The 20,194-nt window shown below is 40.0% G+C and carries 16 protein-coding genes; 2 read left to right on the forward strand and 14 right to left on the reverse strand.

Going from position 1 to position 20,194, the window contains the following annotated elements; translation table 11 throughout:
• Positions 1 to 5 precede the first annotated feature (5 nt).
• On the reverse strand, positions 6 to 1,499 hold the full coding sequence (locus BLS33_RS15830; protein WP_089891537.1) for a DUF1800 domain-containing protein: 1,494 nt from the start codon (positions 1,497 to 1,499) through the stop codon (positions 6 to 8).
• A gap of 193 nt (positions 1,500 to 1,692) precedes the next feature.
• On the opposite strand from BLS33_RS15830, the gene BLS33_RS15835 reads away from it, so the two are divergent.
• Positions 1,693 to 2,052 carry a YraN family protein gene (locus BLS33_RS15835; protein ID WP_089891540.1) on the forward strand — a complete coding sequence of 120 codons (360 nt, stop codon included), beginning with the start codon at positions 1,693 to 1,695 and terminating at the stop codon, positions 2,050 to 2,052.
• Between the two features lie 82 nt (positions 2,053 to 2,134).
• Entirely contained in the window at positions 2,135 to 2,794 is a 660-nt protein-coding gene (locus tag BLS33_RS15840; RefSeq protein ID WP_089891543.1) for an aspartate kinase, read from the forward strand.
• A gap of 19 nt (positions 2,795 to 2,813) precedes the next feature.
• Here BLS33_RS15840 and BLS33_RS15845 read toward each other — a convergent pair whose 3' ends face one another.
• The 13 genes from BLS33_RS15845 to BLS33_RS15910 form a co-directional block, all read right to left on the reverse strand.
• Positions 2,814 to 4,136 carry a TlpA family protein disulfide reductase gene (locus BLS33_RS15845; RefSeq protein ID WP_089891547.1) on the reverse strand — a complete coding sequence of 441 codons (1,323 nt, stop codon included), beginning with the start codon at positions 4,134 to 4,136 and terminating at the stop codon, positions 2,814 to 2,816.
• An 86-nt stretch (positions 4,137 to 4,222) separates the two neighbouring features.
• Entirely contained in the window at positions 4,223 to 5,500 is a 1,278-nt protein-coding gene (locus BLS33_RS15850) for a serine hydrolase domain-containing protein (protein WP_089891550.1), read from the reverse strand.
• 54 nt (positions 5,501 to 5,554) lie between these two features.
• On the reverse strand, positions 5,555 to 6,844 hold the full coding sequence (locus tag BLS33_RS15855; RefSeq protein ID WP_089891554.1) for an APC family permease: 1,290 nt from the start codon (positions 6,842 to 6,844) through the stop codon (positions 5,555 to 5,557).
• Between the two features lie 43 nt (positions 6,845 to 6,887).
• Positions 6,888 to 8,180, reverse strand: coding sequence for an acetylxylan esterase (locus tag BLS33_RS15860; RefSeq protein WP_089891559.1), 1,293 nt, complete (start codon positions 8,178 to 8,180; stop codon positions 6,888 to 6,890).
• Between the two features lie 432 nt (positions 8,181 to 8,612).
• On the reverse strand, positions 8,613 to 9,146 hold the full coding sequence (locus BLS33_RS15865; RefSeq protein ID WP_089891892.1) for a hypothetical protein: 534 nt from the start codon (positions 9,144 to 9,146) through the stop codon (positions 8,613 to 8,615).
• 165 nt (positions 9,147 to 9,311) lie between these two features.
• Positions 9,312 to 11,252, reverse strand: a complete 1,941-nt coding sequence (locus BLS33_RS15870; protein WP_089891562.1) for an alginate lyase family protein — start codon at positions 11,250 to 11,252, stop codon at positions 9,312 to 9,314.
• 12 nt (positions 11,253 to 11,264) lie between these two features.
• Entirely contained in the window at positions 11,265 to 12,281 is a 1,017-nt protein-coding gene (gene mgrA / locus BLS33_RS15875; protein ID WP_089891896.1) for an L-glyceraldehyde 3-phosphate reductase, read from the reverse strand.
• 125 nt (positions 12,282 to 12,406) lie between these two features.
• Positions 12,407 to 13,978, reverse strand: a complete 1,572-nt coding sequence (locus BLS33_RS15880; protein ID WP_089891566.1) for a hypothetical protein — start codon at positions 13,976 to 13,978, stop codon at positions 12,407 to 12,409.
• Positions 13,979 to 14,024: 46 nt separating this feature from the next.
• Positions 14,025 to 14,669, reverse strand: coding sequence for a DUF1801 domain-containing protein (locus tag BLS33_RS15885; protein ID WP_089891569.1), 645 nt, complete (start codon positions 14,667 to 14,669; stop codon positions 14,025 to 14,027).
• 264 nt (positions 14,670 to 14,933) lie between these two features.
• Positions 14,934 to 16,133 carry a succinylglutamate desuccinylase/aspartoacylase family protein gene (locus BLS33_RS15890; RefSeq protein ID WP_089891572.1) on the reverse strand — a complete coding sequence of 400 codons (1,200 nt, stop codon included), beginning with the start codon at positions 16,131 to 16,133 and terminating at the stop codon, positions 14,934 to 14,936.
• Positions 16,126 to 17,994: a glutamate-cysteine ligase family protein gene (locus tag BLS33_RS15895; protein ID WP_089891575.1), complete on the reverse strand. Its 1,869-nt coding sequence runs from the start codon at positions 17,992 to 17,994 to the stop codon at positions 16,126 to 16,128. Before BLS33_RS15895 ends, BLS33_RS15890 begins: the two co-directional genes overlap by 8 nt.
• Before the next feature lie 535 nt (positions 17,995 to 18,529).
• On the reverse strand, positions 18,530 to 19,420 hold the full coding sequence (locus tag BLS33_RS15905) for a hypothetical protein (RefSeq protein ID WP_089891581.1): 891 nt from the start codon (positions 19,418 to 19,420) through the stop codon (positions 18,530 to 18,532).
• A 79-nt stretch (positions 19,421 to 19,499) separates the two neighbouring features.
• The gene (locus BLS33_RS15910) at positions 19,500 to 20,126 is read right to left on the reverse strand and encodes a hypothetical protein (RefSeq protein WP_317039868.1); all 627 of its coding nucleotides are present in this window, start codon (positions 20,124 to 20,126) and stop codon (positions 19,500 to 19,502) included.
• Between the last annotated feature and the right edge of the window lie 68 nt (positions 20,127 to 20,194).

Genomic DNA, 20,194 nt, shown 5'->3' on the forward strand with positions numbered 1-20,194 from the left:
AGGGTTTATTTTAGTTGAAACTCAGGTTGTCTTGCTAGATATTGTAGCAAAAGATACACTTGAAATGGGGCTTGTTGCCACATGGCCAATGTCCATGATTCATCGATACCGCCTTCATAATAGGTGTCATCTACGTCGCTTCTGAATATTGCGAAGGCTTTCTCATATTCTGGTTCGCCAAGCAGGCCTTTGGGTAATATAAAGTCTATAATCTGTCTTGCGATTACATCAGGATTGTTACTATCAGTACCGTCATTTCCTGTAATCGACAAGGCAAAAGATCGGAACTGTTCATTATCACTTTGATAGAAACCTTCGATAATAGTTTCAATGGTCAACCAACGACCGATCATGAAATTGGTGTTTATCCATGAGCGATCACGTTGCCAACCGGCAACATCAAAGGGGTCGAAGAGTGTTTGGCCTAAAAGTCGGGTGTAATTGTTTACTTCTTCGATATTGAGATCGTCGTATGTGAAGCTGGTTTCTTTAAAAAAGTTAAAGTACATATCGTACGGACTCTTGATAATCACGCCAATGGCGTTGTCATCAAAAAAATGCTGGCTTTTAAACAGCTGTGCCAAAACGGGAGCTATTTCAAAATCGGAAGACACAAACGTGCTTGCCATTCCACTTATAATAATTTGTGCGTTGCCTGTCTCATCTCTTGAGTCAGGGTGCACAAAGAATTCATAAAGCTTTCTACAGATAAATTCCGCAATCTCGTCAGCTCGTTGCTCGAATAGAATATCGATGACATCGTCGTACCCCCAATTTCCGGTTTGCCCCAAAATGGTCTTGCTACCAGCGTCGAAACGTTCTGGATTAAACGTTACCGCTGTACAGCCTATTTCGCCTCGCTCTACGTAGCCCGTCAATGCTTTTGCAGTTTCAATAATGTCTTCTTCCGTATAGCCGTTTCCCTCTCCTAAAGTGAAAAGTTCATAGAGTTCCCGGGCGTAATTTTCGTTGGGATTATTTCCGTTGTTATAAACGCCATCTAAATAGTAAAGCATTGCGCTTGTCAGACCAATTTCGCTAACAAATGTTTTGAAATTTCGGATGGCATTGCGCTGTAGGCAATCAATATAATAATATAGAAAGGAATTACAGTTGTAGATGTCTATTTCTGTGACAAAATGATTGCTCCAAAAAAAACTCAATCGATCTCTTAGATTGTTGTCCAGTAATGCATTGGAGTAAGTCAATCGGAATTCCGAAAGTTGGGTATTCTTAATTTGATTGCGCTGCTGATCATCTTCTGGGTAGTTGGCATTGGTCCAATCTGCCCATGTGGGAGCTTGAATGGGTGCCATGTTAAATGCCTCGGCAATTAAGCTGTCTACTAATGTGCTGGCCGTTTGTCCAACAGCTTGTTCAATAGTAGCCACAGAGGCACTAAAACCAAGTCTTCTATAGAGATGCGCCGCCTTGGTTGAATCCAAGGGAATAGTGTACGGCGCTAATGTAGAAGAATTACAATTAACGAAGTATTCCATAGTTATTTTAGGCTTTAAGAACGTTCATGTGCTTAGGGGCAAATTCTTAACGCTTAAACTCTTTGGATAGTATTCTGATTCCAGTATTTTCGTTATTCTGATGAGGAATTTACAACCTTACTCATAATTTAGACGTTGAAGTGTCAACCTTTTCGATGAAATACACTATTTTGAGTTGGTTTTATTGATTTTTATGGGAAAACACAATGAGTTTGGAAAAGAAGGTGAAGACCTTGCTGTCGCTTATCTAATAGAGAAGGGATATACCATCAAATGCCGGAATTATAGGTTCTTGAAGGCGGAAATCGATATCATTGCCCAAAAAGACGATATTCTGGCAATAGTGGAAGTGCGTGCCCGGAGCAATGACCAGATTATTAATATAGCCGACACGGTGACCAAAAAGAAAATTCAGCTTTTGGTCAATGGAGCGGATAATTATGTCACCGAGCGAAATCTAGACATCGAAGTGCGTTTTGACATCATTGCTATTTTAAAGAACAGTAAGATTTTTAGGATAGAGCATCTCGAAGGGGCTTTTTACCATTTTTGAAGCACAGGATACATTAATTTAATTTTGCACAATTTGTTTTATTTATAACAATATGTTATTTTTGTACCAAATCGATTTTTAAATGAAAACCATTTCCTCGGTTGTTGAGCACTATATCAAGAAAAAACCTTTTTTACAAAGCGCTTTGGCACAGGGCATCATCAACCTTACATCGTTATCAAGAATTGTCAAGCCTGAAATCGAAGGGGAACTTGGAAAGGAAATTCGCAATGGTGCCATCGTTATGGCTTTAAAGCGACTTTCCGATGATTTGGAGTTTCGGGCCACACATAAAATAATCAAAGTACTCAAGAATATTGGTGAGATTACCGTACGCTCGTCGTTGACGGATTATACGTTTTTGGCTTCTGACTCGATTCTTGGCCAACAGGCCAAACTTTTGGAAGCGATCAATGATAATCAAGATATTTTTTATACCTCCTCAAGAGGTGTCAATGAAATCAATATTGTTATCAGTAATATCATGGATGATACGGTGGAAACTGTTTTCAAAAGTGAAAAATGTACACAAAAAGCCGAAGACCTATCGTCAATCACCGTGAAACTTCCTGCTGAAAATGTTTCTGTACCAGGTATCTACTACTTTATTTTTCAACGTTTGGCTTGGGAAGGCATTGTACTTTACGAAGTAATTTCTACAACAAACGAATTTACAATTTTAGTCGATGATGATCAGGTCGACATTGCCTTTAAAACGATTAAGGATCTAAAGACCTTGTAGCCCAATATGCGACTTACTATCAGTTCCCCTCTAAGAACGATATCACGTCTCTGTCGCTTTCTGGCTTTGCCACGATTTTTTTAGCGTTGTCTAGGATAAAGTAAGTCGGGGTGTGGCCAATAGCATAGGTTTTGGCATATTCACTTTCCCATTTTCCCAGAGAAATAGCGTGTTCGAAATTTCCCAATTTGGCCGATTCCGTTTTCCAAGTACTATCGTCATCTTCAAGACCTACCGCAACCACTTTGACGTTGGGTTCGCGACTCAACGCCTTGTGCAATTGAGGTAGCTCTTTCAAGCAATGCGAACAGGTGCTGCTCCAAAAGATCAACACATAATTCTCAGCCCCTGATAAGTCGCTTAATTTCTTGTCAAAATTGCCTTCTTTCCAAGTTATTTCAGGCGCAATGGCTCCGATTCGTAGCCGCTTGTTCACATCGATTTCCGTCACAACTTGTTGTTGTTCAGTAGTGCTAGCAAATGGTTTTAAATAAGAGGAATAAATATAATCGGAAAGAAGGTTCAAATTATTGGCAGTCGCTTGATTCCAAAGGGAGTGAAATACATGAAACTTGTATGAGTTGCTTACTTCTGACAAATGTTCATCGAGCGTACGCGCGTTATCTTCCATTGCTTTTTCCATTTGGGTAGGGGTCATTTCCTCCAAAGGAACTGCAGTGAATACATAATTGGTCAATTTCTCGGTCAAGAAGCCCGAAGCTTGTAATATGCTACTGTTTATGTCGAGATGCTTAAAATAGTAATCTTTTTTAAGTCGAACGTATTCGAAAACGGATACATATCTTTCTGGAATATACGGGCGATTGGCTTTGATAAAATGATTGCAAAGAAGACCTTCAGTTCTGCTTTCGAACAATTGTTGGGTCGCCGCCATTTTTTTGAGAATAGCCTCGAACTCTGGTACATCTGTTTTTTCTTGGGAATAAAAATTAACAATTTGTAGTTCTATTTTATTGATTTCATTGAAATAAGATGCGAAAAGAATATTTTCTTTTGATTCGGTGAATCGAACACCCTGATCCGCATTGAAGTCCAATTGTACATCTTCTTTTCCGTTGTATATGATATCGATGAAAAATTCTTCCTTAGGTACGGCATATACCAATCGATAGGTGCCCGTTCGGGAGTTTTCAGGAATCTTCAACGTGAATTTGCCTTTGTCAATCGCAGTATCGGCCACATAAGCCTCCCCAATAGGCGTTAAGCGGTAGGCAAGCAACCAAGTATAATCCTTGGCAGGGGTAAAAGTTCCTGAGATGGTGTGCTGGGCAGAGGCAAAAAAAGTAGTCAAAAATAGGAAGGCAAAAAAAGTATTTCTCATGGTTTAGTACGTCCAAAAATCACACCAAATTTAATAGATTTAACTGCTATACCCTGTAAAATAGAGTCAAGATATTAGATATAGTTCTAATTGCCTGTTTCAAAATTACCGTAAACGGCATCTCTGAAACCTTTATGAAGTCCTATCTGGTCATAAGGAAACAACTGAACAAATAACACAGCGGTAAGTTCATTCACAGGGTCGACCCAAAAAAGGGTGCTTGCGGCACCATCCCAAAAGAACTCACCGACTACACCGTTATTTTCTTCTGCGGATACGGGAGGCTTCAATCGCACCGCAAAATCGATTCCAAAACCTACCTGGCCCTTACTGGGTAAAAAAGAACGTTCCTTCACGCTGTCGGCCAGTTGGTTGGTCGCCATCAATTCGACCGTTTCCGGTTTGAGAATGGTGACGGAATCTAAAGAGCCTTTGTGCACCAGCATACGGGCAAAACGCATATAGTTATCGAGGGTTGAAGTCAAACCAGAACCACCACGTGTCAGAGGCCAATGGTTCAAGTAATCTGATTTTGATTGTTCGTCGGGCAACTGCATTAGATTGCCTTCTCCCTTCCGTAGGTACATCGCTGAAAAACGGTCTCTATCTTCTTCAGGAACGAAGTACCGGGTCTCGTTCATTTCAAGCGGAGTTAAAACGTGCTCCCTGACGTAGTCGGCATAAGTCTGCCCAGAAATACGTTCGACTAAAAAAGCCTGTACGTCGACACATGGGCCATATTCCCAACGTTCACCAGGATGAAAATAAAGTGGGGTATTTCCCATTTTTTCGGCCATTTGTACCAAAGTGTTCTCACGATTTAAAGCATCGGCCTCAGAGATTAGCTTACCCAGCCCTGGAATATCGCTGTTTCTTCCGAAACCGGCGGTATGACGCGTAAGGTCCCGAATGGTCATTGGGCGATGTGGTGTTTCAAGAATAGGTTGCCCTTGTGTATCTTCCCCCGCATAGACTTTGATATCTGCAAACTCTGGTGCGTATTTCGATACGGGGTCGTCAAGCTCAAACTTTCCGGCATCATATAAGGTCATTAGGGCCGTTCCTGTAATAGGTTTTGTCATGGAATAAATTTGTACGATCGTATTGCGGCCCATAGGTTGTTGGGCATTCTGATCGGCAAATCCGAAGGCATTGTAATAGACTTCTTTGTCTTTTTCAAAAATCAATGCCGAAACTCCGGCAATATTTCCTGAATCGACAAATTTCTTTAGGGTAGAATCAATTCTAATTTTGACCACTTCATTGAGAATGCCGTTTTCGGTATAGGGGGAAGGCTTATCTTCCTTACAACTACCAAAAAGTAGCAATAGTACTGCGAATACGTAAAAAGATTTGCTTTGCATGATGTAATATTTAAGTGATTCCGGCTCATTTCCGAAGAAAATAGTGTTGGCTTCCTAGGCGCCTAGTTTATGGCTTTCCATCTTTTTATAAATCAGTTCGATCAAAAAGCATATCAAGATAATTGAAATTGCAACGATTACCCCGATTTTGTTGTCAGAATATTGCTGAATAATCAAAATTATAGTTGCCAATAGGCATAAGGTGAAGCCAGCCAAAGGAATTGTTTTGTTTGCATTGATTTTGTTCGATAACTTAAAACCTGAATAATTCACCATGGCAAAAATCAATAAAAAACCAATGCTTCCGGCCGTTGAAATACTTTCAAGGTGAAGGGTGTTGACCAATAGTATTGTGAGTACCGCAGTAATGAACAAACCTATTGGCTGATTCCATAACATATTGGTCAGTTCATGTGGCAATTCGTCATCTTCGGCAATCTCATAACTGACTCTGCTACCACCATACAACGAGGCATTTATGGCAGAAAAAGTCGATATCAAGGCGGCAACGGTGATGATGGAAAATCCGATTTGACCCAACATGGGTTTGGCGGCCTCGGCCAAGACGTAGTCTTCGGCGGTTGCGATTTCTTTAAATGGCAAGGAGCCCACTGTGACAACAGCAATTATGATGTACAAAAAAATAACGAAAATGACGGAGTAATAATAGGCTCTGGGGATGTTCTTTTTTGGGTCTTCAATATCAGGTGCAGAATTGGCAATTAGTTCAAACCCTTCATAGGCCACGAAAATGACCATACCACCTGTCAATAGGTTTATGGGGCTTTCCCAATTTTCAAAGGATAACTGAGCGAGGTTCGGGTTGTCTGTCAATCCGTATATTCCGACCAGCACAAACGAAAGAAGGATAATCAGTTTTATGATTACGGCATACGATTCTATCTCCCCCACCACCTTGATGCTGTAGTAGTTGATAGCTGTTGCCAAAACGATTATCGCACTTGAATAAAGGTGGCTGTCTAAAGTCTTATCGGCAGTCAATTCAAATAAATTCGGAGCATACGAGCCAAAGGCCGAAGCGTAGAGCCCTAGCATAATGATGTAGCTGACCCAGAGCACATTATTGAGTCCACCACTGAACACCGTTTTGCCAAAACCTTGATTAATGAATTTGACGGTGCCGCCCCGATCTGGGTAGGCGAGTGATAATTTCACATAGCTATAGGAAGTAATCAAAGCCAAAAGCCCGGCGAATAAAAATGCTACGGGGGTACCACCTTGGGCCAAGGAAACCGCGAGACCAAGTACTGCGAAAATACCACCGCCTACCATGCCGCCAATACCAATGGACATGGCTTCCCTAAGGTTTATTTTTTCGCTCATTAATTAGTCCTTATGAGATTGGCAGCTTATTTTTTAATCTGCATTATTCCCTTAGTTTGGTGAACAGCCATTCGTTTTTAAGTTCTTGCTGTTCGGGGTATGTCCAATGTTGGGTTTTTTGAAAGAGATGTAATTCTTTTTTGCCAGGCAACACATTATATGCAGAATAGGTAGATGCTGGCGGACAGACATTGTCGTTATAGCCCCAACTGTACCAGCCCGGTACTTTAACAAATCGCGCGAAATTCACCACATCGAAATATTTTGAATTTTCGATTTTCTCGGTTTTGTTGGTAAACTCATCGACAAAAATCTGTGGCCAACCACCGGCGCGGCCGTGTAGAAATCCCGTCATATCTGAGAGCGCGGGATAAAACGCCGCCAAATAATCGATGCGATCATCGAGTCCGGCTGTTACAATCGAAAGTGCACCTCCTTGGCTACCTCCGGTTACGGCAATGTCTTCCCCATTAAAACCGTCGACACTTTCGATAAAATCAACGGCTCTGACACAACCAAGATAGACACGGCGGTAATAGGCGTTTTCTTTATCATCTAAATTAAATGCTTGGTAGTTGTTTAAAGGTCCTGCCCTTAAATCGTCATATACGCTTTGGTCAAGATTAACAGGAATACCATGGATACCAATTGTGAAAGAGATAAAACCTTCCGCAGCTTCCCCAACATCACCATAGTAAGCGCGTATGCCTGCACCGGGCACATGTAATATGGCCGGATATTTTCCTGCCGCCTTGGGCTTTGCCAGTATACCATAAATTTTGCCTTTTACATTGTCCAATTTCACATGGTAGACATCGACCTTGTCGGTACAGCGTTCGGGCATTAAGGTCAATACCGGATTCATGGGTACTTTTGCCAATTTTTCCTTACCCTCGTTCCAAAAGGCCTCAAAATCTTTGGGCAATGTTGTGGTAGGTTTGATTTTGTCAGGTTCAAAGCCAATAGTGGTGTACGATGAATATTCTTTTCCATCTACTTTTACGGAAACGGTACATCGAAGAAAGCCGGCTTCATTGAATTTTTTGGTTTTTATTTTAGTTGTATGATTTTTGAGTTTACGGGTTCCTTCGTCTAAAATTGCAATAGATCGATATCCTGGGTCAGGTTGAATGCTATAATTGACTTCAATACCATCTAAAGGCACGTTGTGCTTGTATACCGAAATTGAAAATTCTGCCTGATCACCAATATCATAGGTCCAGTCGGTATGGTTGGGAGTTACAATGACCTCGACCAGTTCTTGTCGGGGTTGGGCGCTGCCATAAAAAGAAAAAAGGATTGCTGATACTAGGAAAGCATAAAGGTTACGTTTCATTTTTTTGATGTTGGTTTGTGTACTTTGTTACATTGGTGGTACGAAATAGTCAAAATTTCCAACCACTCTTGAAAGATAATAAAACCCAATGGAATTTTGGACTTGCTGTTTATATAGGAAGGAAAGATTTAGTTTGGACTATTGGTGTTTTGAGCTTTTAAATCATCCGTCCCGCTCGGGCGGGACACCTCCCTTTGAAAAAGGAAGGAGCCACTTGGTTCAATTTTTTGATAAAGGTTCAATTAAAGGGCTTCACTCTTTGTGCCAAGAGGGGTGGGTGCCGATGCTTTAGTCGGGTGTCGGGGAGTTAAGATTAAACAGTTAACCTTCCTTCCTATGGTTTCCCGCTAGGGCAGGCCTCTTTTACCTTCGACTTTAGTTTGGCATGCACAGCAAAGGCTTCCGTCTCGGATATTGAAGTAAAGTCAATTTTTATAGCGCCGTTATACTACTAACTGTAATTCCGATAAAGCAATCGTCCATACAACCTTTCTTAACATAGCCGGAAGTAGAGATTAACCCATTGTTTTTTGTCTCGAAGTATGTCGTTGCATCATTTCTTTTTATTAGCCATTCCTGTTTGGCCTTTTCATAGATTTCATCAAGGGTCAATGCAGGGGAGGCGCTTGTAAATTCGTGTTCTGAACTATTAATATTATTTTTATCCTCAGTCCATTCCAATTGGTCCACAGGAATAAAATCTTCTGCACCAGATGTGTATCTGAAATCTCGTTCAATAATTACCCCGTTAGAAACAGTTATGGTAGTTTGCCATCCATAAGTAGTTAAAAGGGAACCATTAAGAACTACATATTTATATGAATTATTTGATGCGTTTCTAAAATCTATCCAAGCCTTCTCGCTATTTTCAAATTCACTTTGATAAACTAAATCGTCATCCGAGGAGCAAGAAGATATTAAACTGCTGACTAATAGTAATGTAATTATAAAAATATTGTTTTTCATAAATTCGTTTCTTAGACTATTGTCCAATAGATGCGAATTCATCCCTATAGTTGCGCCAAATTGTTTTCAATAATAGGGCCTAGTAACATTTAATCTGCTTATTAAAGTGGGTTTAGTTTATCGATTACTCCCTCCAATATTTGATTACCTTGCCTGCGAAATATTTTACAAATTGTATTTTACAATTCGTTTTTTACCGTTTTCTGTTACGGTAATTTGAAGGTGGTCATGACTTACTTTTGAAAGGGTATCAAGTTTTACTTTGATATCGGGTATTTCTTTTTCGTAAGGTGTTACTAAGGTTGTAAAGTGCACTGGCTGCTGTGCGCTTGTCTTTTTTAATCGATAGCGAAAGGCCGGCCTGGGTTCTTTTTTGGTGTATTCAAACGATACCCAGCCTTCTTCCTCCGATAGTTCCAGCCCCTTTTGTTTTTGTGTACGCACGAGTACATTCCAACCTTCCTTAAAATCAGAATTAACGGAAAAACGGTTGTGGTCGAATACAGCGTTACCGGGAGCGAGTTGAAAATGCAAATCAATATCGCCGGTGGCTTTTCCTATGGCTTCGTCAACAATGACAAAATATCTTTTGTCTACAAAAAATACGGAGCGTCGATGCGTGAGCTGATCATAGCCGGCATTTTCAACAACTAAGATGTCAAGGTCTTCGCCTGGTTGCCAGAGGAGCAATTTCGGATCGTACTGTGTGTTTTCCCCATTTAGGGTAAGTGTTTGGTGTGATTTGGTCTGTCTGAACCATTTGCGGCCCTCGGGATTACCACTGTAAATGTAACTTCCCGAATCGGGCATCAGTGTTCGTCCACCGGCATACAGGGTAAAGGTTCCGTTATCAGGCTGGCAATGTCCGCCCCCATTCGGACCACATTTTAATACCATACTCACGGCATTCTTGTTCCACCCGCTTCTCAGCGAATACAACCCGCTTTCTTCCAAAGCATAGGCCTTTTGTTCTGGTGCTGTTCCCTGTGTGCCACCTGTTGCGAGAAAAAGAAAATCCTTACGGTTAAAACGATCAGACCAATCTTTGAATTTCTCCGAATATTGCATAGGCTCCCCTGCCCAAGCATCGCCGAACTGCGCATTTGTTCCATCGGGAAGCCCTAATTTCATAGGGACTTCGCACATTTTCTCTAGACTGTTGATAAACGATGCAGGAAATGCACTTTCCAGACCATTTAATTTGGCCAATTCATAGGTTCTATAAAACCATCCGATACTGCCTATGTGGTAGCCCATGGCTAGTTCCCGCTGGTGTCCGTCGGCATTTACCTGTAGGCTCATTTCTTTGTTGAGTCGAAGAATTGCTTCGGATTTCCATTTCTGCGAATTTTTAAATTCAGGAAAGGTAAATGCAATAAAGGCCATGCCTTCCGCTTCCATCAGCGCCCAATTACTGCCCGAACTATAGGTCGTCATCAAGAATTCAGCATGTTCATAGCAGCTGTTCATAAATGCCACCAATACCTCTGGGGTAAAATGTTCCGATTTGATAAATTGATGGAATAGGCCCGTCCAACTGCGGCCCCGAATACCTGCTTCGATGGAGCGCCATGCGTATTTATGAGCCTCGTCTCGCGGATTTTTGTTTGTCCAGTCGACTAGTTGGGCACACCATTCTTTGGCAAAGCGCTCATCGCTCGTTTTGGCGTAGACCTTTCCCATGGCATTCCAAAAATACATGCGATTGAGTTGCCATACCCATTCGTTATCGGGCACGGGTCTGGAATTCCAGTCGATATCATCACCACAAAAATGAGAGGGGTATGCCGGTTGCCCAACAAATACATGCTTAAGGGCATCGTTTGCCCATTTTTTATCCTTTTCGGAAATATTAATATCTGAGGAACCTTCCGTAACGGGGTGTTTTACAAAGCTTCTTTTCTTGTAGTATTTCAAGAGTTCTTTCCCTGTCGCTTCAAGGTTATCTTGTTTAGACACTACATGTAGCCCTGCATTTTCCAAATTTAGACGGTTCAAAAGCATCTCGGTCTCCGTCGTAAAATCGCTCGATTGACCTTTAACTAATGGCGCAATGCATAGTAAGCTTAATACAAATAGAACTCTTGTTTTAAATAAAATGGACATCCAGTATTTTTATTATCCCAATATCTCTTTTATCTCTTTGAGCTCCGCTTCACTGAAATCTATATTGTCAAGGGCTTTTAAGTTATCGAGCAATTGAGCTTCACGGCTAACGCCTATAAGTACCGTTGAAATACGGTGGTCTTTGAGTAGCCATGCGATGGCCATTTGAGCCAGACTCTGCCCCCGTTTTTCGGCCACTTTGTTAAGGCTGCCGACTTTTTCGAGAACTTCGGGAGTTATTTGATCTTTCTTTAAGTAGCGGCCATCTTTGCTGGCGCGACTATCCTCTGGAATACCTTTTAGGTATTTATTGGTCAGAATACCTTGTTCGAGTGGCGAGAAGGCTATGGATCCCATTCCCTGTTTTTCCAATTCGTCCAATAACCCGTCTTCAACCCAGCGGTCAAACATATTATAACGGGGTTGGTGAATCAATAAGGGTGTTCCCAAATCTTTCATGATTTTGGCGGCCTTGGCGGTCAATGCTGCAGGGTACTGTGAAATACCCGCATATAACGCTTTACCTGATTGAACAAGATGATGCAATGCTCCCATGGTTTCCTCCAAAGGAGTGTCGGGGTCCGGTCTATGATGATAGAAAATATCAACGTATTCTAAACCCATTCGTTTCAGGCTTTGATTCGCCGAAGCGATTAAATATTTGCGCGAACCAAAATTACCGTACGGCCCTGGCCACATATCCCAACCCGCTTTGCTGGAGATGATGAGTTCATCGCGATAGGGTTTAAAATCTTTTTGAAAAATACGGCCAAAGTTTTCTTCGGCCGCACCAAATGGGGGTCCATAATTATTGGCCAAATCAAAATGGGTAATTCCGTTGTCGAACGCGCAACGTAATAAACTACGACCTACGGTCAAGTCATCGGTGTGACCGAAATTATGCCATAGTCCCAAAGATAATAGCGGTAAAAGAATACCACTTTTGCCACAGCGACGGTATTGCATGGTATTATAACGTGCGGTATTTGCCTGATAAAGGTCAAAATGGAAGGCGTCATTTATTTTCATAGTGTAGTTTTTTCGGTAATTACTATTCTTATAATACTTGTCGAAGTAAATTGCCCATACGAATTCTGAATATATACGAATATAAAGCAATCGAACTGAAATGTTCCATTGCTTAGGGCCCTAAATTAATCATAACCGTGATATAGGTATAAAGCACCATAAGACCAATTCGGACCTTCTAAACCCGGATAGTTCAACCTATCCATCATTAAGGCGACATAACGAAAGGGATAGCCTTCTGGCAATTGAACGACATTGGGCCAAACCCTTGTCCCCGAGTTCCAGTCCCATGGAGGTAAATCCATTTTTAAGGTACCTGCCTCTTTAAGGTCGGGATAAGTATAGATGTAAATTTCACGTTCTTTACTTCCAGAAAAACAATATCGTTTATTTCCTATTTTTTGAATGGAAGTACCCGTGGAATTATGCGTAACCGGACCAGCAATTCGTCGATAACCTTTATTCCAAAACTCCGATTCTAACATGATAGCTTTGTAACCCTCCTGATTTTCACAAGTCAGGATGCGCCATTTGTTGGCCGTAGTATCAAATAAAATATGCGGGTCTTCAATATCGCCTACAATGCCGAACGGAGTTGCCTTCATTACAGAGAACCCAAAACGAGGGTCTTTTCTGCTCTCCACGGCCAAAAGTTGTTTTTCTTCTTCTTTGGGACGTGCAAGAGCACTAAATCCGGTGGTCAAACCCCGCCATAGACCTTCTTGTCGATCAAAGAAAATATGAGACGCCACTTCATTTCTTAGGAGTCCGTCATTACGGTCAAATAGAATAATACCTTCAAACTTGATATCGAACACGGTAGGGTCGAGGCTAAAAACACCTTGAAGATGATGGGGGAGTGCACGACCCCTGATGCTCATGGTGTACCAAAGCCGATCTTGGTCGAGCAAAGGTTCACCGTCTTCATAGGTGATAGCCCGTATATCGGCCAAGCCCATACCGCTGCTCAAAGCCGATGCCACCTTAGTAACGCGTAGCTGTCCATTCGTAATATTCAGATACAAAGAAGAATGAAATGTATTGATATATTCCTTTTTGCGTAAATCAATATGCTGATTAAAATCGCTTTGTCCTATAGGTGTGGGCAAACCGTCACGTTGGGCAAACAATGTCAGTCCGCTACCCAACATTTGAAGGATAAGTTTACCACCTACCGTTCCTTGTTTGCCATTTTTCGTGGCGATGGATTCATTTGAAATCGTCTGGGAGTTTTTAACGACTTTTTGATTTACATCAACTAGTTGACCGCTCTTGTACTTAATCGTAATGAAAAACTGGGCTGTCTTTTTGGCGTCCGAGAACTCAAAACCGATAGCACCTTCACCCGTGCAGTAGGCTAAATCTATTGTGTAAGTTGCAAAAGGGTTAAAACCTCCGAACCATATTGAAGTTTGCGTCTCTTTTTTCGATTTAATCGACAGTTGATTGTTAATGCAAACTACTTCGGCATGATCGTCTAAATAATTTTGAACGGGGTACATGACCGACATTTCAATGACCTCATTGGGGTTTAATACGGCCAGCGGAATGCTTTGATCGGCGTCAAATACCAATCTGCGGACCCCCTGCCGCACAAATTTGATGTTATCGGGCGCAACCTCACTCTGTGCTGATAAATCTGAGAAACCGATAAGGGCAAGAAAGAGGAAAAAAGGAATCGATGTAAACTTATGCATCACCTATATTAAAAGGGTTCTAAAATATCTCGGATTTATCGCTTTGCTAAATGTATTTATGCGAACCATCGCATTGCGGCAATTTTTTAGATTGGCCACACGTACAATCATTGATTCCTATTCCGTCGAGAATTCGTTTCCGATATTTTTCAACCCGTGCTACTCTGGTTTTAGACTGTTTGGGTGCGGAAAAAAAGAGATTGTATGCCCTTTGACGACCAGGAGTTAAAGCTTCAAAAGCAGATTTCAAAGTGGGAGATTCATCGAGTTTCTGCTGGAATTCTTCGGGAAATACAAGATTTGTGCTTTGTTTTAAATTTACTTTGAGTCCTGCCCTTTCTATTTCAATGGCCTCATAAATATAGGCTTTTATGAGCGGTTCCGCTGTGACAATTTCTTGAACATCGGTGAATTTAAGCATTCGAACAGATTGAGAGTTTTCTCCAGGAGCTACTAGCAGACCGTGTACATCTTTCAATAAAACTCCTTTAAAGAAACTAAGTGAAAAGTAGGCTTTAAAACTACCCAATAAGGCGATGTTGTGCTGCTTAAATGTGTAACAGGGTGTTCGCCACTTTAATTCTTCGGTAAGATTACAATCAATAAGTATTGTTCTTAATTGTTGCAGTTCTTCCCGCCACTTTGAGGCAGCTTTAAAATATTCGTCAACCTTGGGGTTTGTTTCATTCATCTATTACAAGTCTTGAATAAGATATTTTTGCTGATTAAATTAAGAATTATTCTGCTACTTCTAAATAGTTTAGTTTATATAAAATCGGTCATTTTTTAGAGATGCTTACCGTTTTACGTTGATTGACACATCTTTTAAAAGTCAAATTCATTATTCTTAGCTCGCTAAGAGCTAAAATTTTTGGAGGACTTCTTAAACATGTCCATGTTTTAGATTTAGGAGTTATTTGCCCTATTTGGTACAGCCCATATTACTCACTTTTCCTTAAAACCATTTTTCTTGACAATAATCTTGCTTTTTTGACCGATATTCTCTGTTTTTAATGAGTAAATGGTGCTGGTCGATTTGTTTACTTCGGTATCCAAAAAGGTGGAATAGCTTTTTAGAAATAAACCTGGCTATGCGAAGGTCGACAACCATTGTATCCCTTAGTTTTGAATCCCATTTTACACCAGGGAATAATACAAAAACGCGGTCTATCATATACTTTCTTAAGATACTTGAAAGCCATAAAAAAAATTTTGGTATTTTTCTTATCAAGAAATAACCGTCGCTACCTTGATTTTGGTAGAGCGGCATGAATATTATGGACTTCTCTTTTGAATAGATGGCGTTTCCATTGATTGTAGCCAGATTTTCATTTCTATCAATAGATTGAAAATTCGAAAAGCCCGGTTTCATAACAAAGTGTTCATTTTCATTTACATTAAATCTATTATAAATTTCATAAAATGCCGGGTGCTTTGGCATGATTGAATTCCAAATTGATAGGTATTGGTCATATTCTATAGCTTTTTGATTTAGGGCATTCGAAAAAACAAGTGATAGGTAGATGAAAATCTTATGGTTTGTTATCGAAACTAGTTCATCATGTTGTCCTGCTTCAAATCCGAATGAAACATAACCTAGTTCATTGATGTAACTCAAAAGAGGGCCATCGAGATATTCTTCGATACCTAGAATGAGTGGAACGGGATACTGAGAGGTGAACTTTCTGTTTATCAGGCTATCATTTACGGTTATAAATGGAACGGTTTCGCTAGACGTAGTATGGAGGTCAAAAAAATAAAATGGCCCTGTTTCGGTATCCAAAATGCCTTGTAGCAATTCGAATATTTCAAGTTGTTGCTTTTCATCTTCGTTTTTTGGACTGACACCTTCCTTTTTAAGTGCCTCCATTCTATGGGCGCTCCACAATCGATTCAGGTCCGCTTTATGATATCGTACCGATCTTTCAAGCGCCCAAAGGTTGCCACTTATTGCAATAAATGAACCTGAAAGGTCTTTTTGTTTATGCCCTAGCTCTTGAACTACCTGATGCAATGCAAAAACACTGGCGGGCTCATTTCCATGAATACCTCCAAAAAATATTAAGCATGGCCCTGGCGTCTTGCCATCAACTCTTCCGATAATACGATTGACATGAATCGTTTCACCCAGTGCTTTACTATGAACTTTAGTCATTAAAATGAATTATGTCTTTAATTGTTATAATGCCAACCAGTTGTGTATCATGTAAAATAGGTAAGCAGCCAATTTCGTGTTTCTTCATGAGTTCAACCGCTTCTTTTATTGGGGTCGATGTTTCAATAGTGATAACATTCTTGACCATTATTTCACCAGCACTTATCAATTTATCGGTATTATGAACCAAATCCCAATATTGTTTTAGATACTGCCAGGTAATAAGACCGACCAATTTTTCATTTGTATCAACTACAGGTAAGTGGTGTATGTTATTCCACTTCATATATTGAAGGGTCAAAAGTCCTAAATCGGTAGCGTGTGCCGTTACCAGTTTAGAGGTCATTATATGACAGGCCAAACGCGCCGTAGAAGTAAAAGAAGTAAAGTCATAGAGGGGTGGCCATTCACTGACAGGGTTTCCGGAATTCTGATTTTCATGAATGGCTGCCGTAAGCGCAATCAATGCATCATCAGGTTTTAGTTTTTTCTTAAAGTTGCGATGATTTTTTACCATCCATTGTGAACCTGTATGTGTGGAAATTCTGTCTTTGATTACCCCGAGGTACTTATCTATGTCTGTTTTGTCAATCTTCATCTTTTCAAGTCCGGTTCTTGAAATAGGCAATAATACATTCAGCACAAGTTCATCTAATGGAATCGCATTCCCCACCCAGTTCATAATCGATTCGGAACCTGTTCGGGCTGCGCGAATAAAATTGGATCGAGCGTCCCTAAATTCCATAACATCCGGAAGATTGTCAAATTCTGCTGGCCGACCAGTCATGAGTCCGACCCAAAATGCAAAATTGGCCATTTCGTCTGTTACGGTGGGCCCTGATGGAATGTACCTGTTCTCGATCCTGATATGTGGCTTGCCATTGCCTACACCATAACATGGTCGGTTCCATCTATAGATTGTGCCATTGAGCAGATTGAGGGCGCCCAGCTTAGGAATCTTACCTTTTTTTAATTCATCGAACGAGCTGCTTTTAATTTCTTTAGTAAGCAACGTCTTGAAATGGGAAATTTCGTTTTTATAATAGTCCACTATATTTCCGGTTATCCAATTATTTCCAAAGGAGACTCTGGCTTCTTGCTCGTTTTGCGCCATAGAAACGAATCGCGTGTCAATACTTTGTTGAAAAAGGGCAATACGTGTTTCGCTCCATAGCTCTTTGCCCAATAGCAAAGGTGCATTTACACTTATACCAAGAACGGGTCCGGCAATTGCCTGAGCCCAGTTATAGCTGGGTATAAAGTCATTCGGGTTTATTTGCAAGTGCATTTGAAAACTCGTGTTACACGCTTCGAACATAACCGAATTGTGCATGATAGAAAGTTCATCAACTCCTAAAAGGTGCAACCTGAAATCTCCACCTCTCGCTTCTTTAAGTAAATCGTTCAATGCATAATAACGCTCATGGGGGGTCATATACTCGAATTCCAGTTCTTGTTTTGAAATACTAGGGAGAATTCCGGTCAGTATAATTTTACTATGGTTATTGTTTGCTGCCGTTTCTGCTTTTTTCAAAAGTGACCGGATTTGACTTTCAACTTTGGCAAATGCATCTTTGCAAAGCTCAATAGGGTCTAGATTGATTTCTAAATTATATTGTGCCAATTCAGTTGTGAAGTGTGGGTCATTGATAGTTTTAAGTACTTCGAGCGCATTCTTGGCGGGTCGCCATTGTTCATTAACCAGACAGAATTCTTGTTCGGCACCAATGCGTATGATATCATCCTCTATCATCCCATTATTGAACATATATTCAAGACTTTTAAGATCATCGATCAAGTGACCTAAAAAATCAATTTTCGCTTGGTCGTCGGATTTTATATTTATATTCTGATCTCCCATACTAAATTGGTGTTTAGGGGTTGGGCTAAGATTCGTTGCTGTGATTTGTCGGAGAGACAATACAGCCGAACCTAAAGATAGCTTTTTGCGCGTGATTTTCGTTTATGGAATCAGCAAGAAATTTTAGGCGTTGTTGTGGCCAGAATTTATTTTAACGTTCTGCTATTCCCGCTTTTCGAAATCCATTGTTCAGTAATTCCATAAGCCTCAAATAAAACTTTTGTCAGATTTGAGATTCTACACTTCATATTCCAAATTTTCTGGTTTCTTTCACTTTTATTATTTGTGGTGCCAACTTTTATTCGACCCCATTTTAAGGTTTCAATCCAAAGTTGGTAGTCATTCCCAGCGTCATCTTTAATACTCAAAGACCGAGCCTTTTCACCTTAATATTCGTATTGAGTATGAAGTCCAACTTTTGTTGCCCAGTCCTGAACAATTCGGTCAATTTTGAAATATCTCTTTTTCGTTGAGGAAGAACCGATTAAGAATAAATCCAAAACAGTAACTAATAAATCTACAATTCCTTCTAACATTAAGTTTTGTGATATTGGCTATAACTTGTTGTGTTTCGTTTTTTTATTTCATATTCAAATTTCAGAACTCTTAAATTCCATAATGTCAAAGTTTGTGTGGCAGTAATTCTATCATTCTCACTTCTTACTACGAGCTGGTCTTTAAATGATTTAATGAACTTAGTCCATAGTTGTCCTTTTGAGTCTTTTAGCAAAAAGTAAAACCCGCTATCTCCAATTTTTTGTCCTTCGGAATCTAGAATGAGTTCCCCATTTTCTCCAATTTTTGGAGTTAAAATGACTGTTGCATTTCCTTTTGGCAAAGTGAAAATTGCTTTTATACATGACTTGCCAGATGGTATAGTGCAAGTTTCATAAACTCCCGAATAAACTATTTGGCCTGTTGATTTAAATGCTCGAAGCCAAATTGTTCTTTTAACTTCATTTGTTTCAGAATCGAGTAGTTGAATTATTTCACTTGTCAATCCTGATGAGTTCTCTACGTTTTGAATCGGAACATTTAGTTGTTCTATTCTTTTACTGAATATTATTCTTACCAAAATGCCGAAACCTTTAAATAATGGATTCCATTTTGCTTTTAGTTGAAGGTCATAATTAGATGTGTTTTGATAAAAGTCAATCACATCTTGAGATAAAGCGTTTAATTCATTTGTAGAGAGATTTAGTTGGTCGATTGATTCAATTAAACCCTTGTTCATTTTTTGGTTTTCAATAACCAAATGTTCTTTTTCTGCTAATTGGCTAATAAATTTTTGACCAATGCCATTTGTGCCTCCAAAAGGACCTAAAAGCCATTTGTGCTTTGTTTTGTCAATTTTCTCCCCAAAAATAATGACCCATTGCTGAGTAATCCAATCTTGTATACTTTGTTTTTTATATGCTATTCCCATTTTTGCTGGAACTCTTAAGTGTTGGGGATAAAATTTGATTGTCCTTTCCACTTACCAAACTCGGCCATAGGTTTAAATCTTAATGTGATGAACTCAAAATGAAAATCCTTTCTTTCATTGCAGCGGAATGTCTATTAGGCTTTTCAACCGGACTATGACCATGAACCATATCGGTCATTTCTTTTTCCGTTTTCCAAATTGAAAAAGTTGAGACTGTATTCGGAAACTTTACTGATGCCAATGAAAGTGTAGTTCCTGAATGGTCTCTAACAAGTTTTTCTACAGGCCTACCCCAATTGATAAATCTGGGAATTGCAAAAGGTTTCATTCTTGCTATTGTTACAGCAACTACTGGAGAATTTGGACTTTCTAATTTGTCTTTATAGTCTGGTATTTTGAATTCACTAAACTTCCCCCATTCTCTAATAAAAGACAAGCGTACATGCCAACCTTTTGCTAATAATCTTCCAAAATGGTCTTGTACCAAATAATTTTCAAGTGCAGTTTCATTTTCCCATTGTATAAAAATAGCCACTTGTCCTATTAAAATTCTAGAGGTAGATAAGATTGGGGAACCCAATTTCATGGCTGTCATGTACTCTGAGTGAATCAGCCCTTTGGAGTTCTTAGGAATTGGATTCGAGAATATTCTCTTTATCGCTTCAAAAAAGGGAAGTTCGACTAAATGATAAGAGAATATATTCACTTTGACTTTGTTTGAATTAGTAGTTCTATGGTGTTTTCAAATTATACACACCAATCGGATAGCATCAT

The organism is Kriegella aquimaris (genome assembly GCF_900103215.1).
GTDB lineage: Bacteria > Bacteroidota > Bacteroidia > Flavobacteriales > Flavobacteriaceae > Kriegella > Kriegella aquimaris.